The sequence below is a fragment of the Ralstonia sp. OTU4908 genome, assembly GCF_038440115.1.
GTDB classification, from domain to species: domain Bacteria; phylum Pseudomonadota; class Gammaproteobacteria; order Burkholderiales; family Burkholderiaceae; genus Ralstonia; species Ralstonia pickettii.
Window position 1 is genome coordinate 128320 of record NZ_JASATD010000002.1, and the last position, 25654, is coordinate 153973.

The following is a 25654-nucleotide window of genomic DNA, read 5'->3' on the forward strand; positions in this document are numbered from 1 at the left end:
CGGATTTTGACCGCCCGGCGATGCGCTCCGTTTCATCGAAATGAACAGTTCAATAGGTGGTCGCCGTGTCTAGGCTGCGCCACATATACCAAGTAGCCACGGTGCGCCATGGTTCCCAGTTGGCAGCCACTTCGCGCGCCTCGCTGCGAGTGACGGGTTCGCCACTGAAATAATTCTGTGAGATCGCGTTGATGAGTCCGATATCGTCCAGCGGCAGCACGTTCGGGCGCATCAGATTGAACATCAGGAACATCTCTGCTGTCCATCTGCCGATGCCGCGGATCTGCGTCAGCTCGGCAATCACATCCTCATCTTCCATTTCCGCCCACTTAGCGACGTGCACGGTGCCGTTGCGGAAGTGATCGGCTAGGTCAAGGATGTACTCGGCCTTGCGCTTGGACAAACCGCAACCCGCCAGCTTCTCCTGACCGGCGCGCAAGAACTGTGCGGGCACCAGCTTGGGGCACACAGCCACGACGCGCTCCCACACCGATTGCGCAGCCTTGACCGAAATCTGCTGACCCACAATCGAGCGTGCGAGGGTGACGAACGGATCGCCGCGCGAAGCCAAATGCGCCGGCCCGCAGGTCGGGATGATCTTGCGCAGGATGCGGTCGCGCTTCATCAAGTCTGCGCAAGCCTCTTGCCAGTATTCCGGCGGGCCCGAGAGCACCACTTCTGCCGGCACAGGCAGCGCCTCGCTGGTGGGAAGCGTTTCCGGCAGCGGCACCTTGCCAGCAGGCGCGCGTTTAGCCGGAGCCTTGGCGACCTTCACCGGCACGCCCTTGGCGGCAACCGTCTTGCTCGCTACGCCGTCTACTTTCTTCGCCACCCCTTTCTTGGCAGCCGGGGCCTTCACCGCCGGCGCTTTCTTGGCGACGGTGCTGCGCACTACGTTGGCTTTCTTGGCCACCGCGTTCATGCGCGTCTCCATTCGGTCACCCCACCCGGTTTGTCTTCCAGAACGATCCCTGCAGCGAGCAGATCGGCACGGATCGCATCGGCACGGGCGAAATCGCGTGCGGCTTTGGCGGCGCGGCGCTCTTCGATACGCGCTTCCACTTCGGCGGCGTCCAAGCCATCGGGCGACACACCGCCCTGCAGGAACGCATGCGGATCGCGGCCCAGCAGGCCCAGCACTCCGGCCAGCGCGGCCAGTTGACTGGCCAGCTCGGGCGAGCGCGTCTTGTTCACCTCGCTCGCCAGCTCAAACAGCACCGACACGGCGACGGGCGTGTTGAAGTCGTCGTTCATCGCTTCCAGGAAGCGCTTGCCGTGCGACTCGCTCCAGTCGGGCTTGGCGCCCGCTGCGGCCGGCACATCCTTGAGCGCCGTGTACAAACGCGTGAGCGCATGGCGCGCGTCGTCGAGGTGCGCGTCGCTGTAATTCAGGTCGCTGCGATAGTGCGAGCGAAGGATGAAGAAACGCACGACCTCTGCGTCGTACAGCTTCAGCACATCGCGGATGGTGAAGAAGTTGCCGAGCGATTTCGACATCTTCTCGTCATTCACCCGGACGAAGCCGTTGTGCATCCACGTGTTGACGAAGGTCTTGCCGGTCGCGCCTTCGGACTGGGCAATTTCGTTCTCGTGATGCGGGAACTGCAGATCGGCGCCACCGCCGTGCAGGTCGAAATGCTCGCCCAGCAACTCGCAGCTCATCGCCGAGCACTCGATATGCCAGCCCGGGCGGCCCTCGCCCCACGGCGACGCCCAGCGCGACTCGGCCGGCTCATCGGCCTTGGCGGATTTCCACAACACGAAGTCGAGGGGATCCTGCTTGGCATCGTTGGCAGCCACACGCTCGCCCGCACGCAGGTCTTCGAGCGACTTGCCCGACAGCTTGCCGTAACCGGGAAACTTGCGGACCGCGTAGTTCACGTCGCCGTCGGTGGCCTGATAGGCGAGACCGTTCGTCTGCAGCCTGCCGATCATGTTCAGCATCTGCGGCACGTATTCGGTGGCGCGGGGCTCGTGGTCGGGGCGCTGCACACCAAGCGCATCGGCGTCTTCGTGCATGGCAGCGATGAAGCGGCCCGTCAGTGCACTCATCGTCTCGCCGTTCTCGACTGCGCGCTTGATGATCTTGTCGTCGATGTCGGTGATGTTGCGCACGTAGGTCACCTCGTAACCTGACGCGCGCAGCCAACGCTGCACCATGTCGAACACCACCATGACCCGCGCATGCCCCACGTGACAGTAGTCGTACACCGTCATCCCGCACACGTACATGCGCACGCGGCCGGGCTCGATGGGGACGAACGTCTGTTTCTCACGCGCGAGCGTGTTGTAGATCTTGAGTGATTCCATGAAGCGGTGTCGGGAGACTCAGCGCGCCGCGCATGCGAGGTACAACGTTGCGGGCGGACTAAATTGGAGGCAATCGGCGCCGGCGAGGCGCCTGCAAAACTAGCGGCATATCTTACCGGAACTGCGCTGACGGGACCGCCTGCCAGTGCCCCTGGCATGCTCCCCGTCAAGAACCTTTCCCGGCGCGCACGGCCGCTGCTGCGCACAAAGACGGTTTGTTAGAATGCGGCGGAGTATAACGGAACCGATTCTCATGAACAGACCGCTGCGTCAGACCGCTGCAACCCTGGCTAGCCTGCTCGCGATGTCCGCGGCACCGGCCTTCGCCCAGACCGCCGGCTTTGCCTTGCCGGCCGACTTGATGCCCAGCACGCAGCAGGCGCCGCAGGTCGCGCGCCAGAAACGCATCGACGATGCGTTGGCCAAGAAGCAATACACCGAGGCACTGGCCGAGCTGGACAAGGACGTCGCTTCTCAGCCGCGTAACGCGCAGGCATGCTTTCAGCGCGGCGTGGCACTTGCCGGCCTAGGCCGCGCTGACGATGCCATCGTCGCCTTCAACCAGATGACGCAGGACTTCCCGGAACTGCCCGAACCCTATATCAACCTGGCCGCGTTGTACGCCGAGCGCGGTGAACTGCTTCGCGCCCGCGACAGCCTCCTCATGGCGAACCGGGTGGCGCCTGAAAATGCATTGGCGCAATCCAACCTTGGCGATGTCTACGTTCGCCTGGCCGCACAGTCGTACCAAAGTGCGCTCAAACTGAACCCCAAGAATGCTGCCGCGCGCGCACGTCTGGATGCCCTGCCCGATCTGCCGGGCGTGCACCCGGCTTCCAAACCCGCCTCGACCACGCTGCCCGCAGCCAGCGGCGTGAGCGCCAAGCCGGCAAAGCGTCAATAAGAAGACGCGGCCCGATCCTGCTTTCCCACCCACAAGCTTTCTCTTCCTGACCATGCTCCGTATTCGCTCCCTCTTTGCCGGGCTCGTGTGTGCACTGGCCGTAACCGCCACCGCAGCCACGGCAGCCACCGCGTCCGCGCCGCGCATCCAGTTCAAGACATCGATGGGTAACTTCACCGTTGAGGTGTATCCGGACAAGGCGCCCAAGACGGTCGCCAACTTCCTGCAGTACGTGAAGGACGGCTTCTACAAGGGCACGATTTTCCACCGCGTGATGGACGGCTTCATGATCCAGGGCGGCGGCTTCACGCCCGACATGAAACAGAAGGACACGCGCCCGCCGGTCGAGATCGAATCGAAGAACGGCCTGAAGAACGACAAGTACACGATCGCCATGGCGCGCACCATGGACCCGAACTCCGCCACCGCGCAGTTCTATGTGAACGTGGTCGACAACAACATGCTGAACTACCCTGGTCAGGACGGTTACGGCTATACCGTCTTCGGCAAGGTCGTCGAGGGCACCGACACCATCGACAAGATCAAGGCGGTGGAAACCACCACCAAGTTCCCGCACCAGAACGTGCCCGTGAAGCCGATCGTGATTGAATCGGCCACCGTCGTCTCCAAGTAACGCATTTTTGCCCCACCCAAGGAATTCACCATGACCCAAGTCAAGCTGCACACCAACCACGGCGACATCACCCTGGCCCTGGACGCTGAGAAGGCACCGAAGTCGGTTGCCAACTTCGTCGCCTATGTGAAGGATGGCCACTACAACGGCACGGTGTTCCACCGCGTCATCAAGGGCTTCATGATCCAGGGCGGCGGCTTCGAGCCGGGCGAGAAGATGAGCCAGAAGCCCACCAAGGCGCCGATCGACAACGAAGCCAACAACGGCCTGAAGAACGAGCGCGGCACCATTGCCATGGCTCGCACCAACGACCCGCACTCGGCCACCGCGCAGTTCTTCATCAACACGGTCGACAACGACTTCCTGAACCACACCTCGCCGACGCCGCAAGGCTGGGGCTACGCTGTGTTCGGCAAGGTGACCGAAGGCATGGATGTCGTCGACAAGATCCGCTCGGTGCGCACGGGCAACCGCGGCTTCCACCAGGACGTGCCGATGGAAGACGTGATCATCGAAAGCGCCGAAGTGATCGAATGATCGACGCAGCGCACGCCTCACAGGCATCCGCGCTGAAAACACCGGTCCGGGTTTCCGGGCCGGTGTTTTTTATTTCGGATCTGCACCTGACGGCCAGCATGCCGGCCACCGCCGCTGTGTTCGAGCGCTTCCTGCGCACGCGCGCCCGCGAGGCACGCACGCTCGTCATCCTGGGTGATTTCTTCGAATACTGGGTCGGCGATGAAGAACTGGCTGATGCGTTTCACCAGCACGTCGCCAACCTGCTCGCTGAACTTGCCGCGGCCGGCACGCGCGTGCTGTTCATGCACGGCAATCGTGACTTCCTGCTCGGCAAGCGTTTCCTGAAGGCTGCGCACGCCGCGCTGCTCCCCGACCCCACCGTGCTCGAAACGGACGATGGCCAGCGCATCGTGCTTGCCCACGGCGACGCCCTCTGCACGCGCGACACGGCCTACATGCGCTTTCGACACTGGACGCGCAAGCGCTGGGTGCAGCGGATATTCCTCACGATGCCGCTGCGGTGGCGGCTGAAAATCGCGCAGAAGATGCGCGCAGAAAGCGAAGCCGGCCGCGCCATGTCCGCCAATGTCGCCGGTGAGCCCCGTGCTGCCGCGATGATGGGCGACGTCGCACCCGAAGCGGTGGATGCGCTGCTCAAGGCATCGGGCACGTCCACGCTGATTCACGGCCACACGCACCGCCCGCAACTGCATCACGAGGCGAGCGGTGAACGCTGGGTTCTTTCCGACTGGGATTTCGACCAGGCACAGCCGCGCGGCAGTTTCCTCAAACTGCGGGACGGCGCGCTCACGGTCGAGCCAGTGACGGCCTGACCTGCCGTCACGCGCTCGCCACTTACTTGAGCATCCGCTTCAGTTGGCTTGCGTCGAAGGGATCATTCGGCGAGTTCTCCAGGTGCGCGCCCAGGCGATCCAACGCAGAAAGAATCGACTCGATGCGCTCCTGCTGAAGCTCGCTGTGGTCGATCAGCCGCTTGAGTGCCAGCGATACCGGATCGTCCGCATCCGGCGTGATGCCGTAGGCGGAAAACTCCTGCTTCAGCGCAGACTGGGCTTCGGTGGCCACATCGCGTTCGATGATGCGCGCCGGAATGCCAACCGCCGTAGCACCCGGCGGCACCGGCTTGAGCACGACCGCATTGGAGCCAACGCGCGCTCCATCCCCGATGACAAAGCCGCCAAGCACCTTGGCGCCCGCGCTCACCACCACGCCCTTGCCGAGCGTCGGATGCCGCTTGGCGCCCTTGTAGAGCGACGTGCCGCCCAGCGTGACGCCCTGGTAGATCGTGCAGTCGTCACCAATTTCGGCGGTCTCGCCAATCACGACGCCCATGCCGTGGTCGATGAACACGCGCCGGCCGACCGTCGCGCCAGGGTGGATCTCGATGCCGGTAAGGAAACGGCCGAGGTGCGAGAACCACCGCCCCAGCCACCGGAAGCCGCCGTGCCAACACGCATGCGCAACCCGATGAACGATGATGGCGTGCAGACCTGGATAGCAGGTCAGCACTTCCCAGCGGCTGCGCGCGGCCGGGTCTCGCTCCATGATGGCGCCGATATCTTCGCGAATGCGTGTGAACATCTTGAGCTGTGTGGATCGTTATATCTATATGCGCGATGCGCTAAGGGCAGTGTAAGGCATTGCCTTACCGCGCTGCGGCAAGGGTTTTAGCCCGACATGCAAGGGATGCCGCCCTGTCTGATCAACAACGGGCGGCTTTCAGGGCGATCAGCGACAGTCGTCGGCAGCGCCGGTGGGCGGCGCGGCAGCTTCGGCGCGGCGGCCGAGCATGCGCTTGGCGATCCCGCGCAGGATGTTGACCTCTTCGGCCTCCAACTGCGTGCGGGCAAACAGACGCCGCAGGCGCGGCATCAGCTTTTTCGGCTGAGCGGGGTCCAGAAAACCGATCTCGACCAGGCCCTGCTCCAGATGTTCGAACATCCCGTCGATCTGCTCAGCCGTGGCCGGTTCGCCAATAAATCCGACGCCTTCCATGCGGGTGTCGCCTGTGCCGGTGCCGGCCAGCAGCGCCATGCGCACTTCGTACGCAATCAACTGCACCGCCTGCGAGAGGTTCAGCGAGGCATACGCCGGATTGGCGGGAATGTGCGTGACGACGTGGCAGCGCTCCACCACCTCGTTGGGCAAACCGAATCGCTCGTTGCCGAAGACAAAGGCGACGGTAGTGTCCGGCGCGGCCAGCAACGCGGCCACTTCTTCCGCTGCATCACGCGGGCCGATGCGGCGCGGCCCGAATTCGCGCGGACGGGCAGTCAGCGCGATGGTGAGCGAGGCACCGGCAAGCGCCTCGCCAATGTCGTCGACCACGCGGGCGCCAGCCAGCACATCATCGGCGCCGCTTGCCATGGCAACGGCATCGGCGTGGCTTTGGGCGTCAGCCTCGCGCGGGCGCACGAGCACGAAGCTGCCGGGCTCGCCAAACCCCATCGTCTTGAGCGCACGTGCTGCGGAGCCGACATTGCCGGGATGGCTGGTCTCGACCAATACGAAACGGCACCGCACGGCACGCTGGCGCAGCGTATCCGGGTCGGCGGGGGTGGTGTTCGGTGTGCTGATTGGCGCAATTCGCGGGGCGCCGGATGCGGGGTTCATATACAATACGGCCACTCTTTTGACGGCGGGCAGGATCGCAAGATTGGCCCGCCGCTCGTTCTTCTACAATTCGTTGTGTTGTTTCGCCTGCGGCCGCTTCCGAAGAACGGCGCGTCAGGCGCGGAGATCCCACATGCATCCGATGCTCAATATCGCCGTCCGGGCTGCTCGCAAGGCCGGCACCGTCATCAACCGCGCGTCCTTCGACGTCGATAGCCTGCGCACCGAGCGCAAACAACACAACGATTTCGTCACCGAAGTCGATCGCGCAGCTGAAGCGGCGATCGTCGAAGTCATCAAGACTGCCTACCCCGATCACGCGATTCTAGCGGAAGAGTCCGGCCAATCCTGGGCCGACGGCGAAACCGCCAGCGAAAACGTCTGGGTGATCGACCCGCTGGACGGCACGACCAACTTCATCCACGGCTTTCCGCAATATGGCGTCTCGATCGCGCTGATGCAGCGTGGCGTCGTCACGCAGGCCGTGGTGTACGACCCGACGCGCGACGAACTCTTCACCGCCTCCAAGGGCGCCGGCGCATTCCTGAACAACCGCCGCATCCGCGTCACGCGCCGCGACAAGCTGGCTGACTGCCTGATCGGCACAGGCTTCCCCTACCGCGACCTGGAAGGCCTGTACGACTACACCCGCCTGTTTGCGACCATGACCGAAAACTGCGCCGGCCTGCGTCGCCCCGGCGCCGCCGCGCTTGACCTCGCATACGTAGCCTGCGGCCGCCTCGACGGTTTCTTCGAGCAAGGCCTGAGCAAGTGGGACATGGCCGCCGGCTCGCTGCTGGTGACGGAATCGGGCGGCCTGGTGGGCAACTACACCGGCGAATCGGGGTATCTCGACCAGGGCGAAATCCTGGCCGGCAACCCGAAGGCCTTTGTGCAGATGATCAAGATCACCTCGCCGTTCTCGCGGTCGAAGGCTGAGGCTTGATTGCTTCAAGCACGTGCTGAAAAGCCCTCGCCCGGTGCGAGGGCTTTTTGTTTGGGCTATCCAGCAATACGCAGCTACCCGGAAACGCGGTTCGCTCAATAAAACACCATATCCCGGCTTCGGCACCGGTTCCGGCAGCGCTCACGTCGCCATGCTGCGATAACGCGAGGGGTATCGCACTGAGGTCGATAGAAGGCAGATTGCAAGGCGCATTGGGAATGCGCCGCGTCCCGCAACAATCCCCCGCAAACCGCACGGGTTTTGCGCGCCGCGCCCCTCATTCACAATAAGCCCGCCATCAACCTCATCGCACGCCATGAAAACCGCCCTCGCCCTGCGCCACGTTCCATTCGAGCACCTTGGCATCCTGCAGCCGCTGCTGGAAGCGCGCGGCTACACGGTGCGCACCGTTGACGTGGGCGTGCAGCCGGTGCCGACCGACGACATGGCGGATGCCGATCTATTGATCGTGCTGGGCGGGCCCATCGGCGCGTATGACGATGCGACGTATCCGTTCGTACGCGATGAAGCAGCCGCCATTGCGCGGCGACTGGCCGCACGCAAGCCGTTGCTCGGCATTTGTCTGGGCGCGCAGTTGATGGCGCGGGCATTAGGGGCGGCGGTCAAGCCGATGGGCGTGAAGGAGATCGGCTTTGCACCCGTCACGCTCACCACCGAAGGTGCCGACTCACCGCTCGCGCCCCTGGCCGACGGCACGCCGGTGCTGCACTGGCATGGCGATCGATATGACCTGCCGCCCGGCGCAAGACGGCTGGCGTTCACGGAAGTTTGTGCAGAACAGGCTTTCGCCATCGGCAACCACGCTCTCGCGCTGCAATTTCATCTGGAGGCCAATCTGGAGGAACTGGAAGCCTGGCTGATCGGGCATGCAGCGGAACTCGGCGCAGCGGGTATCGACCCGCGCACGTTGCGTGCACAGGCGCCTGCGGTAGCGCAACGCCTGACGCAACGAGCACGCGAGGTCTTCGCTGCCTGGCTGGACTGCGTGGAGGCCGCATGAGGCTGCCCGGCCCCATCCGCATTGATTCCCTCCTCGCCGGACGCGTGGTCGACTACACGCGCCCAGGCTCACGCAGCGCCATCGACAAGCGGCCCGTGCGCGACGCAGTGGAGGTCGGTATCAACGGCATCGTGGGCGATGAGCAAGGCGATCTGCGTGTGCACGGCGGCCCTGACAAGGCGATTCATCACTACCCAATCGACCACTACGCGGCCTGGCAAGCGGATATCGGCGCGCAACCCGTGCTCGCACAGCCCAGCGCGTTTGGCGAGAACGTGAGCACCACCGGCATCACCGAAGCGGACATCTGCGTGGGCGACCGTCTGCGTGCGGGCAGTGTGATGCTGGAAGTGTCGCAACTGCGCCAGCCGTGCTGGAAGCTCAACGACCGCTTCAACACGCGCGACATGGCGCGCCGCGTGCAACACACGGGCCGCACGGGCTGGTATTACCGGGTTCTGGAAGGCGGCACGCTGCGCGCCGGCGATACGCTGGAATGGCTCGAGCGCCCGTGGCCGCAATGGCCGCTGTCGCGCGTGCTGGATGTGCTTTACCGCAACATGCTCGACCGTGCAGCGCTGACTGACATGCTGAGGCTGCCGCTCACGCCGTCGTGGCGCAAGCTGGTGGAAGGCCGCCTCGCGCGTGGCGAGGTGGAAAGCTGGGCCAAACGCATCGATGGCCCAGCGCTCGAAGCTTGAGTTCTCGACCGATCAGAACGTTTCCCAATCGGCGTCGGAACCACCGCCGGCCACAGCCAGCGGTTGCTTGCGTGCGGGAGCGGCAGCCGAAACGACTGCGGCAGCAGCGACCGGCGTCGACGCCTGAGTTGCCGTCTTCGCTTCACGCTTGCGCAGCGCGGCACGTGCGGGCTTGGCTGCGCTGACCGGCTTGGCAGTGGCCTTGGCCGCAGGCTTGGCAACCTTCTCCGGCTTCTGCACGGCTACAGCGGCGGTCTCGGCACCATCCAGCCGGAACTGCGACACCACCTGCGTGAGGTTCTGCGCCTGTTCTTCCAGCGACTGCGCGGCAGCGGCCGCCTGTTCGACCAGCGCGGCGTTCTGCTGCGTCACCTGCTCCATTTCCGTCACGGCCTGACCGATCTGCAGGATGCCCTGCGTCTGCTCGGCCGAGGCGGAAGCAATGTCTTCAACGATATTGGCGACGCGGCGCACGGCTTCCACCGTCTCGGAGATGGTCTCGCCAGCTTGCGCCACCTGCGAGTGCCCCGCTTGCACGCGCGACACCGAATCGTCGATCAGCGTCTTGATTTCCTTGGCGGCAGCAGCACTGCGTTGAGCCAGCGCGCGGACCTCGCCGGCCACCACGGCAAAACCGCGGCCCTGCTCGCCGGCGCGGGCGGCTTCCACGGCCGCATTCAGGGCGAGGATGTTGGTCTGGAAGGCAATGCCGTCAATCACGCCAATGATGTCGGCCATCTTGCGCGAGCCGGCGCTGATGTCGTCCATCGTCGCCACCACGCCGCGCACCACCTCGCCGCCACGCGAAGCCAGGTCTGCGGCATTCGACGCCAGCGCGCTGGCCTGGCGGGCGTTCTCGGAGTTGTTGGTGACGGTGGAGGTCATCTGCTCCATGCTGGCAGCCGTCTTCTCCAGCGAGGCCGATTGCTGCTCGGTACGCGAAGACAGATCGAGGTTGCCGCTGGCGATTTCGTGCGCGCCGGTGTTGACCGAGTCCGAGCTGTTGCGCACCTGGCGCACGGTGTTCACCAGGCTCTCACGCATGCGGCCCACGGCAGCCAGCAGGCGGCCGAGTTCATTGCGGCCACCCGTTTTGACGTGCGCGGCCAAATCGCCCTCGGCCACGCGGCTGAGCACGGCTACGGCTTCGTTAAGCGGGGTGATCACAAAGGCCTTGAGACCGTAGAACACCGCCACGATCAACGCGAGTGCCATGGCAATGCCGAGCGCCACGAACTTCAGGATCGTTTCGTAACGCGCACGGCCATCGTCTGCCTCGTCCTTGGCCAGCTTCTTGACGAGCTGTTGGAAGTTCTCGATCTGCACCGACCACGCGGCGCCGGTATCGGTCACGTCCTTGTAGTTAATCGGAGCATAGGCTGCTGCATCACCTGCGCGCAACGCCGCCAGGGCGCGCTGCACGGCTTCGATGTGCGTCTGCGCGGCCTGGACGATTGCTTGGCGCAGCGACTCGTCGACACCTTGGATACGTGGCGCATTCTTGAATGCTTCCACCTGCTCGATTGCCTTCTTCAGGCCTTTCTCGGAACTGGCAAGCGCTGCCGTCCTGGCGGCCTCGTCCATGTTTTCACGCAGGACGCTGTACAAACGTGACATGCCGGTGCGTGCGCGCTGCATGTCCTTGTACGCGTCGTTCAGCAGCATGCTGCGGTCGGAAATCTCGTGCACGCGCTCGGTCGCGGCGTTGGTGGTACGCAGCGCCAGCACACCCACCGCAGCTCCGACCACAATCATCAGTGCAAAGGTGATCAGAATCGCCAGCAGGCCAGCGCGCACGCTGGTGTTCTTCAAAACGCGGTCCATCTTGTCTCCGGGATCTTGGGTCAGAACGTTTCCCAGTCGGCGTCGTCTCCGGCGGCGACAAGAGGCTTCGCCTTGGTCAGGCTCGCGGGTATCGCTGCCGGTGCAGCCGGGCTCTTTTCGGTTCGCTCGACCGGTTTGGCAGCAGCCTTTCGCAACACAGGCGGCTTGCGCGACGTCAGCTTGGGCTTGGCGGCTTCGGTGCTCGGCTTGGCGGCACCGCGGCGCGGCGCTTCTTCTTTGGGCGCCGCCGGAGCGGCAGCTGCGACGGGCTTGACCGGCGCAACCACCGGTTCCACCCTGGCCACCATGGCGGGGGCACGCAGCGCGTGCGCATCCAAGCGGAATTGCGCCACCACCTGGGTCAGGCTCACCGCCTGCTCTTCCAGGGATTGCGCTGCGGCAGCCGCTTCCTCCACCAGCGCAGCGTTCTGCTGCGTGGCGTCGTCAAGCTGCGTGACGGCGTGGCTCACTTCTTCAATGCCCGAGCGCTGCTCCTGGCTGGCCGATGAAATCTCGCCAACGATGTCGGTCACGCGCTTCACGCTCGCCACGATCTCGCGCATGGTCGTGCCGGCTTCTTCCACCAGCGCGCTGCCTGCATCCACATTGACAACGGAATCGTCGATCAGCGCCTTGATCTCCTTGGCAGCAGCGGCGCTGCGCTGCGCAAGGCTGCGCACCTCACCGGCCACCACGGCAAAACCACGGCCCTGTTCCCCAGCACGTGCGGCTTCCACTGCCGCATTCAGCGCAAGGATGTTGGTCTGGAACGCAATACCGTCGATCACGCCGATGATGTCGACGATCTTGCGGGACGACGCGTTGATCGAGCCCATGGTTTCCACCACGCGCGTCACAACGTCGCCGCCGCGCACGGCCACATCCGAGGCGGACGCGGCCAACTGGTTGGCCTGCTGGGCGTTGTCGGCGTTCTGCTGCACGGTCGACATCAGCTGCTCCATGGCCGAAGCCGTTTCTTCGAGCGAGCTGGCCTGCTGTTCGGTGCGCGACGAGAGGTCGAGGTTGCCGCTGGCGATTTCGCGCGTGGCGGTGCCGATGGTTTCCGACGCGCCCTTGATGCGGCCGATGGTGTCCACCAGCGCCCCGCGCATGCGGCTCATCGCGTAGAGCAGGCTGTCGTTGTCGTCAGCACGGGTGGCAATCTCCACCGTCAGGTCGCCGCCGGCAATGCGGTTGGCAACGTCAGCCGCGTAGGCGGGGTCGCCGCCCAGCGTGCGCTGCAGGCTGCGGTTCGCAACGCTGCCCAGCAGCACCAGCAAGCCGCCCACCAGCAGAAGCAGGCCGCCGGTCTGGTAAAGCGACGTCATGAATGCAGCGTTGATGTCGTCCATGTAGACGCCGGTCGAGAAGACCCAGTCCCACGGCTCATAGCGCATCGCGAAAGCCGTCTTGGGCACCGGATCCGTGCCGCCGACTTTCGGCCACACATAGCTGGTGAATCCGCCCTTCGGATCTTTGGCCGCATTCGACAAGCCAACGTAGACGGCATTGCCCTGCGCATCCTTGAAGCCGGATTGGTCCTTGCCGATGAACTCGGGCTTGATCGGGTGCATCACCACCACGTTGTTGGAACTGGTGATGGTGAAGTAGCCGTCCTTGTCGTAGCGCAGCGCCTTGAAACGGTCGAGCGCCTGCTTTTGCGCGGCGTCTTTGCTCAACGTGCCGTTCTTGGTCAGGTCGTCGTACTGCTTGACCAGGTTCATCGCCATGGTCGTCACGCTGACGAGGTTGTTCTTGCGCTCCTCCATGCGGATCTCGCGCGCCTGATACGCGTTGAATACCGAGATCAACGTCAGCGCGACAAGGCTGATGACCAACGGCAGCCAAAGCTTTTGGCGAAAGCTGAGCTTGCTCATTCCAGAGTCTCCGGAAGCGGAACCGCAAGGCGCCATTTGCGCAAATGCGTTCCCACTATGGTTTTAGGGGTCCGAATGGTCTATCGGCAGGCCGGCCGCCAACCTTGAGGGGACGACCCCGGGCAATGGCCGGCCGCGCTCCCTTTGCGCCCATCCACCGCACCCCGCGCCGCACGCGATCTTTGCAGATGAATCCATATTGGGCAGAATTCTGTTGATCCAGAATTGATAATCGACGATGAAAACCACGCTCGAAGAACTGCTTGCCTTCCGCACCGTCGTCGATACGGGCTCCGTCACGGCGGCGGCTGAGCAGCTGGGCCAGACGGTGTCGGGCGTGAGCCGCGCGTTGCGCCGCCTGGAAGAAAAGCTGGACACCAACCTGCTCTCGCGCACCACGCGGCGGCTGTCGCTCACCGACGAGGGCGCGACGTTTCTGGCGCAGGCGCGCAGGATCCTCGCCGCCGTCGACGAGGCCGAGGAGCAGATCGCCCTGCGCCGCCAGCAGCCTGCCGGCCGCCTGCGTGTCAACGCTGCCATGCCGTTCATGCTGCATGTGGTGGCGCCGCTGGTGCCGGACTTCCGCGCACGGTATCCGCAGATCGAGCTGGAGCTGAACACCAACGACCTGATCATCGATTTGCTGGAAGAAGACACCGACGTGGCAATCCGCATCGGCACGCTGCGCGATTCCACCCTGCGTGCGCGCCTGCTTGGCACGCGGCGGCTGCGCGTGCTGGCGAGCCCTGCCTATCTGAAAACGCACGGGCGGCCCCGCCACGTGGATGACCTGCAGAAGCACGCCCTGCTCGGTTTCGTGCAGCCGGAATCGCTAAACCAATGGCCCCTGCGCGGCCCGTACGGCGATCGCCTGCGCATCGAGCCCACGCTCAAGGCCTCCAGCGGAGAAACCCTGCGCCAGCTTGCACTGCAAGGCGCCGGCATCGTCTGTCTGGCGGATTTCATAACCGTGGAAGACCGGCGCACAGGCGACCTTGTGCAGGTGCTGTCGGACGCCACGGTGGAGGTGCTGCAACCGATTCACGCGGTGTACTACCGCAACACGCAGTTGGCTTCGCGGATCGCGTGCTTTCTCGATTTTCTCGAAGCCCGGCTCGCCGACGATAAGCAGTGAAGCAGCATCGCTGGTATGCAACAATTGCGCGATTCAACACCTTCCGCGCGCGGCCTGATCGGATCACATCGGGCGGCGCGCTGCGCTTTGAGCACTCATGGCTGAACACTCCGCTCCGGTTCTGGAGATCGACCCGAAATACGGCCCGTTCGACAAGCACACCCCGATGATGCAGCAATATTTGAGGCTGAAATCGGGGCATCCGGACACGCTTGTCTTCTACCGCATGGGCGACTTTTACGAACTCTTCTTTGAAGACGCCGAAAAAGCCTCGCGCCTGCTCGACATCACGCTCACCGCACGCGGCAGTTCCAACGGGCATCCGATCCGTATGGCGGGCATCCCGTTCCACGCTGCGGAGCAATACCTCGCTAAGCTGGTCAAGCTGGGCGAATCCGTCGCCATCTGCGAGCAGATCGGAGACCCGGCGGCGACCAAGGGACCGGTCGAGCGCAAGGTCGTGCGCGTCGTCACGCCCGGCACGTTGACGGACGCCGCGCTGCTCTCCGACAAGGTCAACAACCATCTGCTGGCCATCGCGCACGTGCCTGGCAAACGCGGCGCGGCGCCGCTGATGGGCTTGGCGTGGCTCAACCTCGTCGGCGGCGAATTGCGTGTGATGGAATGCAGCCCCGATCAGCTTGACCGTGAACTCGAACGCATCCGCCCCGCCGAAGTGCTGGCCGACGATGCAACGCTCAACACCCTCCAGGTGGATGTTGCCCGCACGCGCCTGCCCGATTGGCACTTCGACGTGGAAGCCGGCACCCGCCGCCTGCGCGAGCAACTCGGCGTCGCGAGCCTCGTCGCCTTTGGCGCGGAAACGCTGACGGCCGCATTGGCCGCTGCCGGTGCGCTGCTGAACTACGCAGCGGCCACGCAAGGCCAATCCCTGCGCCACGTGATCGGCCTGACCGTCGAACATGAAAGCGAATTCATCGGCCTGGACACCGCCACACGCCGCAATCTGGAGCTGACCGAGACGCTGCGTGGGCAGGAATCGCCGACGCTGTTTTCGCTGCTGGACACCTGCGCGACCAGCATGGGCAGCCGCCTGCTGCGCCACTGGCTGCATCATCCGCTTCGGGATCGCGCGGTGCCCCAAGCGCGGCAGCAGGCCATTGAGGTGCTGCTCGGCAGCGATTGGCAAACGTTGCGTGCGACCCTGCGCACGCTGTCGGATGTGGAGCGCATTACCGGGCGACTGGCGCTGCTGTCGGCACGCCCGCGCGATCTGTCGTCGTTGCGTGACACACTGGCGCGCCTGCCGGAGATTCGCGAAGAACTGCCGCAAAGCGATGCGGCACCGCTGCTAGCCGAGCTGTATGCCGCGCTCACCCTGCCCGAAGACGCGCACGCCCTGCTCCAGAGCGCCGTGATGGCAGAGCCGGCAGCGATGGTGCGCGACGGCGGCGTCATCGCCCGCGGTTACGATGCCGACCTCGACGAGCTACGCGACATCTCGGAAAACTGCGGCCAGTTCCTCGTCGATCTGGAGGCCCGCGAACGCGAGCGCACCGGCATCGCCAATCTGCGCGTCGAATACAACCGCGTGCATGGCTTCTACATCGAAGTCACCAACGGCCAGGCCGCCAAGGTACCGGACGATTACCGCCGCCGCCAGACGCTGAAGAACGCCGAGCGTTACATCACGCCCGAGTTGAAAGCGTTCGAAGACAAGGCGTTGTCGGCGCAGGACCGTGCCCTGTCGCGCGAAAAGCTCCTCTACGAAGAGCTGCTCCAGAAACTGTTGCCGCACCTGGCCGAATTCAAACGTATCGCCGCCGCGCTGGCACAGGCCGATGTGCTCGCGACGCTGGCCGAGCGTGCGCATGCGCTGTCGTGGTCGCGCCCCACGCTGACGGACGCACCCGGTATTGAGCTGACGCGCGCACGCCATCCGGTGGTCGAACAACAAGTCGAACAGTTCGTCGCCAACGACTGCATGCTGCAGGAGGCGCGCAAGCTGCTGCTGATCACGGGCCCAAACATGGGCGGTAAATCGACCTTCATGCGGCAAACCGCGCTCGTCGTGCTGCTCGCTTACGTGGGCGCATTTGTGCCGGCGGAGGTCGCAGTCATCGGCCCAATCGACCGTATCTTCACGCGCATCGGCGCGGCCGACGATCTGGCGGGTGGCCGATCCACCTTCATGGTTGAGATGACGGAAGCGGCTGCCATCCTGCACCGCGCCACACCCAACAGCCTGGTGCTGATGGACGAGATCGGCCGCGGAACGAGCACGTTCGACGGGCTGGCGCTTGCCTGGGCGATTGCGCGTCACTTGCTATCGCACAACCGCAGCCACACGCTGTTCGCCACGCACTATTTCGAACTGACGCAACTGACGCAGGAGTTCGCTCAGGCTGCGAACGTGCACCTCTCCGCCGTCGAGCATGGTGATGGCATTGTTTTCCTGCATGCCGTGCAGGAGGGTCCGGCCAGCCAGAGTTACGGCCTGCAGGTCGCGCAGCTGGCGGGCGTGCCGCAGCCGGTCATTCGCGCCGCGCGCAAGCGGCTCGCGTGGCTGGAGCAGCATTCCGCCGACACCGGCGCCACGCCTCAGTTGGACCTCTTCGCCCTCGCCACCGATACGCCCATCGACGACGAAGGCGACGCCGACGCCGAAACACCCGACAGCGCGCTTGCGGATGCGCTTGCCGGGATCGATCCCGACGATATGACGCCGCGGGAAGCGCTTGATGCGTTGTACCGCCTCAAGGCATTGGCGAGCCCGGCCGCCTGATTCCGATGACCCGGCTCGGCGCAGTTTCCCGCACGTTTCAATGCATCGCCATGGCGTTGGCGATGCTGATGCCGGTGGCTGTACCAGCTGCACCCAAGGGCACGAATTCTGCAACTGACGCGCCGGGCGCCTTCACCTTTACGGTGATCGGCAACGTGCCGGACCGCGCCGAGGATGTCGCCCCCGTGCGCGCACTGCTGGACGCCATCGACGCCGAACACCCCGCCTTCGTCGTCCATCTGGGCAACCTCAAGGGCCGCGATGAAGCGTGTTCCGACACGCTGCTCGAAGCGCGCCATGACCTGCTCGACAGCCTGATCGCGCCCGTCATCTACATCCCGGGCGACCACGACTGGAGCGACTGCCAGCGCCCCGCCGCAGGCAGTTTCGACCCGGTGGAGCGCCTGCTGCGCCTGCGCGAGCTGTTCTACCCAGACGACAGCACGCTCGGCCAGCGCACCATGACGGTCATGCGCCAGTCGGATCAGGCCAAGTTCCGCAGCTACCGCGAAAACACGCGCTGGACGATGAACGACGTGCTGTTCGTCACCCTCAACGTGCCCGGCGACAACAACAATTACAAAACCGCGGGCGGGCGCAACGGCGAATACGAAGACCGCCTTGAAGCCAATCGCCAGTGGCTAGCCCGGGCTTTTGCCGTCGCGCGTCAGCGCAAGATGGCCGGCGTAGTCGTCATGATGCAGGCCGATCCACTCTTTGAAGATGGTTGGGAACGGCGCCGCGCGCCCAATCTGTTCGACGGCTTGCTACGTCGCCGCTCGCATGACGGCTACCTTGCACTCAAGCGCCAGATGCGATCGCTCACACGCGACTACGACGGTGCCGTTCTGCTCATCCACGGTGCCAGCCAGACGTTCATGCTCGACCGCCCGCTCAAGGACGAAGACGGCCGCCCGGACGCGCACGTCATGCGCGCACGCACCTATGGTTCGCCGGTGCTCGATCGCTGGCTTGACGTGTCCGTCACGCCCGGCCGCACGCCACTGTTCCATATACGCAGCCGCCGCCTCGACAACACGCCCGCCCCCGCGCCGGAAATCGCGCCGGCGCCGGCGCAATAAAAAACGGGAGCCGAAGCTCCCGTTCTCGTATCTCGATAAACCGCCGATCAGTGCAGCGTGTGCGGCTTGTCGTCGTCTTCGTCCTCGTCCACTACTTCAAGGCCGTGTTCACCGTGCACGTGGCCGTGCTCGATCTCTTCAGCCGTGGCTTCCCGCACTTCAGTCACCTTCAACTCGAAGCGCAGCGCCATGCCGGCGAGCGGGTGATTGCCGTCCAGCACAACCTTGTCTTCCGCCACGTCGGTGACTGTATAGACGATGGCATCTTCCTCGTCGCCATCTTCGGGCACGCCCTCGAACTGCATGCCAACTTCGAGCGGTTCCGGAAAGCGGTCACGCGGCTCGATCTTGATCAGCTCTTGATCGTAGTCACCGAAAGCATCGTCCGGTTCGAGCTGCAGCTTGGTCTCGAAGCCTTGTTCCTGGCCGTCCAGCGCTTCCTCGATCTTAGGGAACGTGCCATCATAGCCGCCGTGCAAATACACCATCGGCTCATCGGATTCCTCGATGACGTTGCCCTGCGCGTCGGACAGTTTGTAAGCCACCGACACTACCGTATTCTTCGCGATTTTCAATTGCGCACTCCATGAACGAAGTCTCATTATACGCTGCCGATGGCGGCGTCCAACCTGCTCTCCCAGCGGGGCATCCGGCGCAACTCCTCGGCGGGCTGTCACCGCGCGAATTCATGCGCACGCACTGGCAGAAAAAGCCGCTGCTGATCCGGCAGGCACTCTCCTCCGAAGAGATGCGTGCGCTGCACTTTCCGCTCTCGCCCGAACGTGTACTTGCCCTAGCTGCGCGCCCCGATGTCGAGTCCCGCTTGATCGCGCAATCGCGCGGGCGCTGGTCGTTCAATCACGGCCCCTTCGACGAACGCCCGCTGCCCTCGCGCAAGACACGCAACTGGTCGGTGCTTGTGCAGGGCGCGAATCTCGTCGAGCCGGCAGTCGAGGCGCTCATGCAGCGTTTCCGATTCATTCCGGATGCGAGGCTCGACGACGTGATGATCAGCTTCGCGACCGACGGCGGCGGCGTCGGCCCGCACTTCGATTCGTACGATGTGTTCCTGCTGCAGGCCCACGGCAGGCGCCGCTGGCGCATCTCAGCCCAGGACGATCTCACGCTCGTCCCCGATCTGCCGCTCAAGATCCTCGCCAACTTCCAGCCCGAAGAGGAATTCGTACTAGAGCCCGGCGACATGCTGTATCTGCCGCCGCACTACGCACATGACGGCGTGGCCGAAGGCGACTGCATGACGTATTCGATCGGCTTCCGCTCACCGTCGTACCGCGAACTGGCCGGCCACTTCCTGGGCTTCCTGTCGCAAACGCTGGAAGACGACCCCAACTTTGACGGCCGCTACGCCGATCCCGAACAGAAGCCCACCACCCACCCCGGCGAACTGCCGGCCGCCATGGTCAAGGCCCTTGTCCAGAAGCTCAACGCGTTGCGCTGGACGCCTGAACTCGTCGGTGAATTCCTCGGCGCGTACCTTTCCGAACCCAAGGATCACGTCGACTTCGTCACGCAGCCCCGCTTGCCGCTCGCACGCTTCACGGCCCGGGCGCGCAAGGAAGGCATCGTCCTCGATGCGCGAACGCAGGCGTTGTATGACGCGCAACGCTTCTGGATCAACGGCGATACGTTTGAACCATCGGGAACGCTGCTTGCGTGGCTCTCCGCGTTGGCGGACGCACGTCGTGCGAGCGCTGCATCCGTGGATGCGGCGGCCGGCTTGCCAGATCTGATGGATACGCTGCACGCTTGGTACGAAGAAGGCTGGCTCAGGCTGGCTGGACCCGCGCAACGATGATTCCGCATTGAAACAGATCGTTACAAAAGCGTCTGAATCGCACGTGCGTCAGCCCCGACTCAGCTACACACAGTAGGTAAAGGCCGCTATAATCCGACGCTAGCTTGCAAGCCGAGCAGTCCTCGTGCGGCTTGGCTGCCAGCATAGAAGAAGGTGTAGTACCTGAGCGATAATTACCGGTAATTATTCATCGCGCTTTCTGTTGTCCGCTTTCCATAATTCAGTTTAAGGATCGAAAAAATGAAAAAGTCTCTCCTGATCGCCTCGCTGATGGCTGCTGTGGCTCTGGCTGCTTGCGGTAAGAAGGAAGAAGCCGCTGCTCCGGCCGCCGCTCCGGAAGCTTCGGCTCCCGCCGCTGCTGCTCCGGCTGCCCCGGCTGCTTCGGACGCCGCTGCTGCCCCGGCTGCTTCGGACGCCGCTGCTGCTCCGGCTGCTTCGGATGCTGCTGCTTCGGCCCCGGCTGCCAAGCAATAATCGCGTTTCTCGCGAGACAAAAAAGCCGACCTTCAGGTCGGCTTTTTTTATGGGCGCCCATCTAGCGTTGGAACTCCGAGCAGCAACTACGCGACCCATCCGCCATTCAAAGTTGTTTCTGAATCTTACAAGCCGCGTCGATCGGACCAGCCGCCCTCAAACGGTGCACCAAAGCAGGCCCTCTTCCTGATCCGCAATCGGCACGTCTTCAGTGCGAGCCCCCAGCGGCACGGCAATCGCCTCAGCAGCCAATAGCGGCGTGTTGTTCTGCTTGGACAGATGCGCAGCAACGACCGTATGCAACGCGTCGTGGCGAACGCGCGTAAGGATCGCGGCTGCAATGTCATTGGCCAAATGGCCGAAATCTCCACCGATACGCCGTTTCAATGACCACGGATAGGCTGAATTGGCCAGCATCTCGCGGTCATGATTGCATTCGAGCACGAGGGCGTGCATGCCTGCCAGATGGGCGCACAGGTATTCCGTCAACATGCCGGCATCGGTCAGCACACCCAGGCGCCGCGCACCGTCGTTGAAAACGAACTGCAGTGGCTCGCGCGCGTCGTGCGGCACGGTGTACGGCAGGATCTGCAGATCGCCGACACAGAACATATCGTCGGCGCGGCAGAAACGCACGGCTGCACGGTCGGCGCCGCGCAGGTTTTCCGTGGCGCGATACGTACCGTGGCTGGTCCAGACGGGGATATCGAATTTGGCGGCAACCGCATAGGCGCTGCCAACGTGATCGCTATGCTCGTGCGTGACGAGGATGGCGTTGAGGGATTCGGGCGTACAGCCCAGGCGTTCGAGCCGTCGCACGGTCTCGCGGATACCGAATCCGCAATCCAGCAGGATGCGCGTGCACGTCGCGCCGCTCGCGGATTCCACGAGCAGCCCATTGCCTTCACTGCCACTGCCAAGGCTGGCGAATCTCAGTGTCATCGCCCACCCAGGCAGCCGTACTGCATAACGTCGATTACCGCAGTTGCTCGTCGAGCAGCGACAGGATGCGCTTGCCGATGTCACCGGTCTGCGCGGAGCCGTCGTCGTTCTGCACCAGCACCGTCGACGACGTGCCGGCATCCTTCACCACCACGCGGTAACGCTTGGCGCGCTTGAGGTCTTCGATCTTCGTGCCCGAGAACAGGCGCGAGAAGAAGCCCGGTGCATTCGCTTCGGCACGCGTATCAGCGTAGCGAACGAAATACACGCCTTGCGAACGATCGCGATCATCCACGGTAAAGTTCACGCGATCCAGCGCCAGGCCCACGGTACGCCATGCACGATCAAAGGGCTCCGGCACCTGCAGGATCGGTTGGCCATTCGACTGCGTGAGCAACGACGGGCCGGTACGCGGAGCCGGTTCAGCCTTCGTGCCGTCTTGCACCGGGTGCGCTGCCTGCGTTTGCGCGAGCTTCTGCTGTGCGGCTTCCTTGCTGGCGCCCAGACGCTGCATCAGGCGCGACAGGAATTCGGCTTCGAGTTCCGGATCGGCCGGACGCGGCGTCCACACGGTCTGGTCCTTTGACGAACCGACCAGTTGTTCCTGCGCGCCGCGGTGCGAGATGTAGACTTCGACCGTGCCGTTCGGACCCTTCTCGATGCGGGTGCGGAACTTGTCACGCTCAGACGTCGAGTACAAGCCATCGAACACCTTGCCGACGGTGCGGCGGATGATGTCCTGCGGAATCTTCGCGCGATTCTCGGCCCAGTCGGTTTCCATGATGCCGGTCTCGGGCGAGTCGATCACCAGCAGGAAGCCCAGCTCTTGCCAGAAGGTGCGCAATTGCGGCCACAGGGCATCCGGCGTGGTCTTCACAACCAGCCAGCGCTGATTGCCATCGCGCTCGATACGCATGTCGGACACGGCGGGCAGCACGTTCTCGGTGCCCGAGCCCGGCGTCGTGACCTTGGGCGCCGTCGACGTGTAGGCCGACAGCGTGGTCGTGCCCGTGTCCGGTGCGGCATAGCGGCGATCCGCCTGGATGCCGGTCAGGTCGGGCGGGACCTCAAGCGTCGGGCCCTTCTTGGCCTGCGATTTGTAATCGATGCGGTCCGGCTGCATCACCTCATTGACGGTATCGCAACCGGAAATCAGGGCAACCGACAACGCGGCCAGCAACAGTTGAGCGGACGTCGCCATAGCCCCGCGACGGGTTTGGTGCAGTTTCATTGACTTGCGATCCTTCAGATGAGAACGATGGCTTAAGGGCCTGAGAAGCGCCTTGAAACAATCAGGAGAGCAGCCCGGCATCCTTCAGGGATGCGCGCACAACCTCGTGATACTGGGGTGCCAGCGGCGTCAACGGCAGGCGGATGCCGCCTTCCATCTTGCCCATGGCCTGGAGAGCCCACTTGACGGGAATCGGATTCGACTCGACGAACAGATTCTTGTGCACCGACAGCAGTTGCATGTGGATGCGGCGAGCCGTTTCCACGTCGCCGCGCATGGCTGCTGCGCACAGTTCGTGCATGGCGCGCGGCGCAACGTTGGCCGTCACGGAGATATTGCCGTGCCCACCCAGCAGCATCAGCGCGATGGCGGTCGGGTCATCCCCGCTGTAAATCTTGAACGAGCCCGGCGCGCCCTTGATGAGTTGCGCAGCGCGGTCAATGTTGCCCGTGGCTTCCTTCACGCCGATGATGCCCGGCACTTCAGCCAGACGCAGCATGGTTTCGACCGTCATATCGGCCACGGTGCGGCCCGGCACGTTGTACAAAATAACCGGCAGATCCACCGACTCGGCCACCTTGCGGAAGTGCAGATACATGCCTTCCTGCGTCGGCTTGTTGTAGTACGGCACGACCTGAAGCGAAGCGTCAGCGCCCACTTGCTTGGCATACGCCGTGAGCTCGATCGCCTCGGTGGTGGAGTTGCCGCCCGTGCCGGCGATGATGGGAACGCGCTTGTTAGCTTGCTCGACCGCCACCCTGATCAGTTCACGGTGCTCTTCCACCGACACGGTGGGCGATTCGCCACTCGTTCCGACGATCACGATGCCGTCGGTGCCTTCGGCGATGTGCCAGTCGATGAGCTTGCGCAGGGACGGGAAATCAAGGCTGCCGTCCTCGTGCATGGGCGTGACGATGGCGACGAGACTGCCGGAAATCTGGATCATGGTTTCGAAAGCAGACAAAAGCGTGAACGTAAACAGTCGGATTGTACCGGATCGTCAGAACGGATTCGCCACATCTGAGACCCGCCAAGAGACGGGTAAGCCGCCGTCCTCAGCAACTTCAAAGTGCGTAGCGCGGCGCAACCGCCCCTGAGGGCTCGCGAACCGCGCAAATCCGCTGCAAGTAAGCGTCTCGGGGCGATGCGAGAAAACCGTCTTCGTAGCCGATCACCCGCATCTGGCCTCGCACGGCATCGAGCAGTTCGCCTGGTGTCAGCAGGAATGCCGAGTTCGACGGCTTCCCTACGGTTTCGTTTCCGTCGGCGAAAGTTTCGTAGATCAGCCGGCCGCCCGGCGCGACGGCCGCCAGCAAGTGCGGCCAAAGCGGTCGGTGCAGATAGTTCGTGACGACAACGGCATCGAAAGTGGCGCCGGCAGGCAACGGCCAGGGGCCGCCTTCGATGTCAGCGACGATGGTTTCGGCGATGCCGGCGAGGCCCGACAGCGCGGCCGCATCGCGGTCGATGCCAGTCAGGCGTAGACCGCGTGCGGCCAGCCAGCGCACGTGGCGTCCACTGCCGCAAGCCACGTCCAGCACGGAGGCGCCAGCCGGCAGTCCAGCAGCCCAACGCACCACCCACGGCGAGGGCGCAGCGAACGTGTGTGAATCAGACGCGACAGCAGACATCAACAGCCCATCAGCTGTACGACAGACCCATCGCCTCGCGCACCTCGCGCATGGTCTCCTGCGTAACCTTGCGGGCGTTGTCGCAGCCATCGGCAATGATGGCGCGCAGCAGTGACGGATCGTCGATGTATTTCTGGGCGCGCTCAAGCATCGGCTGCTGCTCCCGCAGGATGCCCTCGATCACGGGCTGCTTGCACTCCAGGCAGCCAATGCCGGCGCTGCGACAACCCTTTTGCACCCACTCTTTCGTGTCGGCATCAGAGTAGACCTGATGCAACTGCCAGACCGGACACTTGTCCGGGTCGCCCGGATCGGTGCGGCGCACGCGAGCCGGATCGGTCGGCATGGTGCGAACCTTTTTCTCGACGGTTTCCTTTTCCTCGCGCATGCGGATCGTGTTGCCGTACGACTTGGACATCTTCTGGCCGTCGAGACCCGGCATGCGCGAAGCCTCGGTCAGCAGCACCTGCGGCTCGGGCAGGATGATCTTGCGGGCGCCTTCCAGATAGCCGAACAGGCGTTCGCGGTCGCCCATGGACAGGCTCTGCGATTCGGCCAGCAGTGCGCGGGCCTGCTCCAGGGCCTCGTCTTCACCGCGCTCCTGGTAGGCTGTGCGCAGTTCCAAATACAGCTTGGCGCGCTTGCCGCCCAGTTTCTTTGCCGCCTCCAGCGCCTTCTCTTCGAAGCCCGGTTCACGGCCATAGAGGTAATTGAACCGGCGGGCGACTTCGCGTGTCATCTCGACGTGCGGCACCTGGTCTTCGCCCACCGGCACGAAGCCAGCGCGGTAGATCAGGATGTCAGCGGCTTGCAACAGCGGATAGCCGAGGAAGCCGTAGGTGGAGAGGTCCTTCTCCTTCAGCTTTTCGATCTGGTCCTTGTAGGTCGGCACACGTTCGAGCCAGCCGAGCGGCGTGCCCATCGAGAGCAGCAGGAACAGCTCCGCGTGCTCGGGCACACGGCTCTGGATGAACAGTGTGGACTGCGTCGGATCGACACCCGCAGCGAGCCAGTCGATCAGCATTTCCCACACCGATTCCTCGATCACCTCGGGCGACTCGTAGTGCGTGGTCAGCGCATGCCAGTCGGCGACGAAGAAGAAGCACGGATACTCGGCTTGCAGCCGGACCCAGTTTTTCAGGACGCCGTGGTAATGCCCCAGGTGCAGCGCACCGGTCGGACGCATGCCAGAGAGAACGCGGTCAGGAAACATGTGGGAAATGGAGT

At 64.0% G+C, this 25654-nt stretch carries 24 protein-coding genes; 12 read left to right on the forward strand and 12 right to left on the reverse strand.

Annotation, left to right across the window (positions count from 1 at the left end; translation table 11 throughout):
- Positions 1-49: 49 nt before the first annotated feature.
- Both AAHM38_RS02430 and cysS read right to left on the reverse strand, forming a co-directional pair.
- The gene (locus AAHM38_RS02430; protein WP_165835769.1) at positions 50-934 is read right to left on the reverse strand and encodes a DNA-3-methyladenine glycosylase family protein; all 885 of its coding nucleotides are present in this window, start codon (positions 932-934) and stop codon (positions 50-52) included.
- Complete coding sequence (gene cysS / locus AAHM38_RS02435; RefSeq protein ID WP_116574834.1) at positions 919-2310, reverse strand: cysteine--tRNA ligase; 1392 nt, start codon at positions 2308-2310, stop codon at positions 919-921. The genes AAHM38_RS02430 and cysS overlap by 16 nt, the downstream gene beginning before the upstream one ends.
- 253 nt (positions 2311-2563) lie before the next feature.
- Here cysS and AAHM38_RS02440 point away from each other — a divergent pair, with 253 nt between their 5' ends.
- Genes AAHM38_RS02440 through AAHM38_RS02455 form a run of 4 tightly spaced genes read left to right on the forward strand, consistent with a single transcriptional unit; the run spans position 2564 to position 5200 of the window.
- Positions 2564-3214 (forward strand): hypothetical protein, encoded by a 651-nt coding sequence (locus AAHM38_RS02440; protein WP_116574833.1) that lies wholly within the window; start codon positions 2564-2566, stop codon positions 3212-3214.
- A gap of 52 nt (positions 3215-3266) precedes the next feature.
- Positions 3267-3848 carry a peptidylprolyl isomerase gene (locus AAHM38_RS02445; protein WP_009238452.1) on the forward strand — a complete coding sequence of 194 codons (582 nt, stop codon included), beginning with the start codon at positions 3267-3269 and terminating at the stop codon, positions 3846-3848.
- Positions 3849-3878: 30 nt separating this feature from the next.
- On the forward strand, positions 3879-4385 hold the full coding sequence (locus tag AAHM38_RS02450; protein ID WP_004626191.1) for a peptidylprolyl isomerase: 507 nt from the start codon (positions 3879-3881) through the stop codon (positions 4383-4385).
- Positions 4382-5200: a UDP-2,3-diacylglucosamine diphosphatase gene (locus AAHM38_RS02455; protein WP_116574832.1), complete on the forward strand. Its 819-nt coding sequence runs from the start codon at positions 4382-4384 to the stop codon at positions 5198-5200. The genes AAHM38_RS02450 and AAHM38_RS02455 overlap by 4 nt, the downstream gene beginning before the upstream one ends.
- Positions 5201-5222: 22 nt before the next feature.
- Here the strand turns inward: AAHM38_RS02455 and cysE are convergent, their stop codons facing one another.
- Together cysE and AAHM38_RS02465 are read right to left on the reverse strand one after the other, a co-directional pair.
- Complete coding sequence (gene cysE / locus AAHM38_RS02460; protein ID WP_116574831.1) at positions 5223-5969, reverse strand: serine O-acetyltransferase; 747 nt, start codon at positions 5967-5969, stop codon at positions 5223-5225.
- A 147-nt stretch (positions 5970-6116) separates the two neighbouring features.
- Positions 6117-7001 carry an RNA methyltransferase gene (locus AAHM38_RS02465; protein WP_116574830.1) on the reverse strand — a complete coding sequence of 295 codons (885 nt, stop codon included), beginning with the start codon at positions 6999-7001 and terminating at the stop codon, positions 6117-6119.
- A gap of 133 nt (positions 7002-7134) precedes the next feature.
- Here AAHM38_RS02465 and AAHM38_RS02470 point away from each other — a divergent pair, with 133 nt between their 5' ends.
- The 3 genes from AAHM38_RS02470 to AAHM38_RS02480 all read left to right on the forward strand — a co-directional run bounded on the left by AAHM38_RS02470 (position 7135) and on the right by AAHM38_RS02480 (position 9669).
- Positions 7135-7947, forward strand: a complete 813-nt coding sequence (locus AAHM38_RS02470) for an inositol monophosphatase family protein (RefSeq protein WP_116574829.1) — start codon at positions 7135-7137, stop codon at positions 7945-7947.
- Between the two features lie 316 nt (positions 7948-8263).
- Positions 8264-8968 carry a glutamine amidotransferase gene (locus AAHM38_RS02475; protein WP_116574828.1) on the forward strand — a complete coding sequence of 235 codons (705 nt, stop codon included), beginning with the start codon at positions 8264-8266 and terminating at the stop codon, positions 8966-8968.
- Positions 8965-9669: an MOSC domain-containing protein gene (locus tag AAHM38_RS02480; RefSeq protein WP_116574827.1), complete on the forward strand. Its 705-nt coding sequence runs from the start codon at positions 8965-8967 to the stop codon at positions 9667-9669. The genes AAHM38_RS02475 and AAHM38_RS02480 overlap by 4 nt, the downstream gene beginning before the upstream one ends.
- Before the next feature lie 12 nt (positions 9670-9681).
- Here AAHM38_RS02480 and AAHM38_RS02485 read toward each other — a convergent pair whose 3' ends face one another.
- Together AAHM38_RS02485 and AAHM38_RS02490 are read right to left on the reverse strand one after the other, a co-directional pair.
- On the reverse strand, positions 9682-11493 hold the full coding sequence (locus AAHM38_RS02485; protein ID WP_116574826.1) for a methyl-accepting chemotaxis protein: 1812 nt from the start codon (positions 11491-11493) through the stop codon (positions 9682-9684).
- Positions 11494-11513: 20 nt separating this feature from the next.
- Positions 11514-13370 (reverse strand): methyl-accepting chemotaxis protein, encoded by a 1857-nt coding sequence (locus AAHM38_RS02490; protein WP_012761729.1) that lies wholly within the window; start codon positions 13368-13370, stop codon positions 11514-11516.
- Positions 13371-13608: 238 nt separating this feature from the next.
- Here AAHM38_RS02490 and AAHM38_RS02495 point away from each other — a divergent pair, with 238 nt between their 5' ends.
- The 3 genes from AAHM38_RS02495 to AAHM38_RS02505 all read left to right on the forward strand — a co-directional run bounded on the left by AAHM38_RS02495 (position 13609) and on the right by AAHM38_RS02505 (position 18333).
- Positions 13609-14505, forward strand: coding sequence for a LysR family transcriptional regulator (locus tag AAHM38_RS02495; RefSeq protein WP_116574825.1), 897 nt, complete (start codon positions 13609-13611; stop codon positions 14503-14505).
- 97 nt (positions 14506-14602) lie between these two features.
- Positions 14603-17251 carry a DNA mismatch repair protein MutS gene (mutS, locus tag AAHM38_RS02500; RefSeq protein WP_116574824.1) on the forward strand — a complete coding sequence of 883 codons (2649 nt, stop codon included), beginning with the start codon at positions 14603-14605 and terminating at the stop codon, positions 17249-17251.
- Between the two features lie 5 nt (positions 17252-17256).
- Positions 17257-18333 carry a metallophosphoesterase gene (locus tag AAHM38_RS02505; protein WP_012761726.1) on the forward strand — a complete coding sequence of 359 codons (1077 nt, stop codon included), beginning with the start codon at positions 17257-17259 and terminating at the stop codon, positions 18331-18333.
- A 47-nt stretch (positions 18334-18380) separates the two neighbouring features.
- Here the strand turns inward: AAHM38_RS02505 and AAHM38_RS02510 are convergent, their stop codons facing one another.
- The gene (locus AAHM38_RS02510) at positions 18381-18908 is read right to left on the reverse strand and encodes an FKBP-type peptidyl-prolyl cis-trans isomerase (RefSeq protein WP_009238465.1); all 528 of its coding nucleotides are present in this window, start codon (positions 18906-18908) and stop codon (positions 18381-18383) included.
- 11 nt (positions 18909-18919) lie between these two features.
- Between AAHM38_RS02510 and AAHM38_RS02515 the strand changes: the two genes are divergently transcribed.
- On the forward strand, positions 18920-20149 hold the full coding sequence (locus AAHM38_RS02515; RefSeq protein WP_116574823.1) for a ribosomal protein uL16 3-hydroxylase: 1230 nt from the start codon (positions 18920-18922) through the stop codon (positions 20147-20149).
- Positions 20150-20389: 240 nt separating this feature from the next.
- The gene (locus tag AAHM38_RS02520) at positions 20390-20623 is read left to right on the forward strand and encodes a hypothetical protein (protein ID WP_024542047.1); all 234 of its coding nucleotides are present in this window, start codon (positions 20390-20392) and stop codon (positions 20621-20623) included.
- A gap of 156 nt (positions 20624-20779) precedes the next feature.
- On the opposite strand, the gene AAHM38_RS02525 is transcribed toward AAHM38_RS02520, so the two are convergent.
- The 5 genes from AAHM38_RS02525 to AAHM38_RS02545 all read right to left on the reverse strand — a co-directional run bounded on the left by AAHM38_RS02525 (position 20780) and on the right by AAHM38_RS02545 (position 25640).
- The gene (locus AAHM38_RS02525; RefSeq protein WP_012761724.1) at positions 20780-21565 is read right to left on the reverse strand and encodes an MBL fold metallo-hydrolase; all 786 of its coding nucleotides are present in this window, start codon (positions 21563-21565) and stop codon (positions 20780-20782) included.
- Positions 21566-21599: 34 nt separating this feature from the next.
- Entirely contained in the window at positions 21600-22796 is a 1197-nt protein-coding gene (gene bamC / locus AAHM38_RS02530) for an outer membrane protein assembly factor BamC (protein WP_012761723.1), read from the reverse strand.
- A gap of 61 nt (positions 22797-22857) precedes the next feature.
- Positions 22858-23742, reverse strand: coding sequence for a 4-hydroxy-tetrahydrodipicolinate synthase (gene dapA / locus AAHM38_RS02535; protein WP_012761722.1), 885 nt, complete (start codon positions 23740-23742; stop codon positions 22858-22860).
- 118 nt (positions 23743-23860) lie between these two features.
- Positions 23861-24427 carry a class I SAM-dependent methyltransferase gene (locus AAHM38_RS02540; protein WP_012761721.1) on the reverse strand — a complete coding sequence of 189 codons (567 nt, stop codon included), beginning with the start codon at positions 24425-24427 and terminating at the stop codon, positions 23861-23863.
- 10 nt (positions 24428-24437) lie between these two features.
- Complete coding sequence (locus AAHM38_RS02545) at positions 24438-25640, reverse strand: tryptophan--tRNA ligase (protein ID WP_012761720.1); 1203 nt, start codon at positions 25638-25640, stop codon at positions 24438-24440.
- Positions 25641-25654: the final 14 nt, after the last annotated feature.

Excerpts from the sequence above, each read along its gene's own strand:
- AAHM38_RS02520 (WP_024542047.1), top strand. The coding sequence starts at position 20,390 with ATGAAAAAGTCTCTCCTGATCGCCTCGCTGATGGCTGCTGTGGCTCTG.
- AAHM38_RS02455 (WP_116574832.1), top strand. The coding sequence starts at position 4,382 with ATGATCGACGCAGCGCACGCCTCACAGGCATCCGCGCTGAAAACACCG.
- AAHM38_RS02495 (WP_116574825.1), top strand. The coding sequence starts at position 13,609 with ATGAAAACCACGCTCGAAGAACTGCTTGCCTTCCGCACCGTCGTCGAT.
- AAHM38_RS02490 (WP_012761729.1), bottom strand. The coding sequence starts at position 13,370 with ATGAGCAAGCTCAGCTTTCGCCAAAAGCTTTGGCTGCCGTTGGTCATC.
- AAHM38_RS02515 (WP_116574823.1), top strand. The coding sequence starts at position 18,920 with ATGAACGAAGTCTCATTATACGCTGCCGATGGCGGCGTCCAACCTGCT.
- AAHM38_RS02545 (WP_012761720.1), bottom strand. The coding sequence starts at position 25,640 with ATGTTTCCTGACCGCGTTCTCTCTGGCATGCGTCCGACCGGTGCGCTG.
- AAHM38_RS02445 (WP_009238452.1), top strand. The coding sequence starts at position 3,267 with ATGCTCCGTATTCGCTCCCTCTTTGCCGGGCTCGTGTGTGCACTGGCC.
- AAHM38_RS02480 (WP_116574827.1), top strand. The coding sequence starts at position 8,965 with ATGAGGCTGCCCGGCCCCATCCGCATTGATTCCCTCCTCGCCGGACGC.
- AAHM38_RS02440 (WP_116574833.1), top strand. The coding sequence starts at position 2,564 with ATGAACAGACCGCTGCGTCAGACCGCTGCAACCCTGGCTAGCCTGCTC.
- cysS (WP_116574834.1), bottom strand. The coding sequence starts at position 2,310 with ATGGAATCACTCAAGATCTACAACACGCTCGCGCGTGAGAAACAGACG.
- AAHM38_RS02475 (WP_116574828.1), top strand. The coding sequence starts at position 8,264 with ATGAAAACCGCCCTCGCCCTGCGCCACGTTCCATTCGAGCACCTTGGC.
- mutS (WP_116574824.1), top strand. The coding sequence starts at position 14,603 with ATGGCTGAACACTCCGCTCCGGTTCTGGAGATCGACCCGAAATACGGC.
- dapA (WP_012761722.1), bottom strand. The coding sequence starts at position 23,742 with ATGATCCAGATTTCCGGCAGTCTCGTCGCCATCGTCACGCCCATGCAC.
- AAHM38_RS02485 (WP_116574826.1), bottom strand. The coding sequence starts at position 11,493 with ATGGACCGCGTTTTGAAGAACACCAGCGTGCGCGCTGGCCTGCTGGCG.
- AAHM38_RS02430 (WP_165835769.1), bottom strand. The coding sequence starts at position 934 with ATGGAGACGCGCATGAACGCGGTGGCCAAGAAAGCCAACGTAGTGCGC.
- bamC (WP_012761723.1), bottom strand. The coding sequence starts at position 22,796 with ATGAAACTGCACCAAACCCGTCGCGGGGCTATGGCGACGTCCGCTCAA.
- AAHM38_RS02465 (WP_116574830.1), bottom strand. The coding sequence starts at position 7,001 with ATGAACCCCGCATCCGGCGCCCCGCGAATTGCGCCAATCAGCACACCG.
- cysE (WP_116574831.1), bottom strand. The coding sequence starts at position 5,969 with ATGTTCACACGCATTCGCGAAGATATCGGCGCCATCATGGAGCGAGAC.
- AAHM38_RS02525 (WP_012761724.1), bottom strand. The coding sequence starts at position 21,565 with ATGACACTGAGATTCGCCAGCCTTGGCAGTGGCAGTGAAGGCAATGGG.
- AAHM38_RS02540 (WP_012761721.1), bottom strand. The coding sequence starts at position 24,427 with ATGTCTGCTGTCGCGTCTGATTCACACACGTTCGCTGCGCCCTCGCCG.
- AAHM38_RS02505 (WP_012761726.1), top strand. The coding sequence starts at position 17,257 with ATGACCCGGCTCGGCGCAGTTTCCCGCACGTTTCAATGCATCGCCATG.
- AAHM38_RS02450 (WP_004626191.1), top strand. The coding sequence starts at position 3,879 with ATGACCCAAGTCAAGCTGCACACCAACCACGGCGACATCACCCTGGCC.
- AAHM38_RS02470 (WP_116574829.1), top strand. The coding sequence starts at position 7,135 with ATGCATCCGATGCTCAATATCGCCGTCCGGGCTGCTCGCAAGGCCGGC.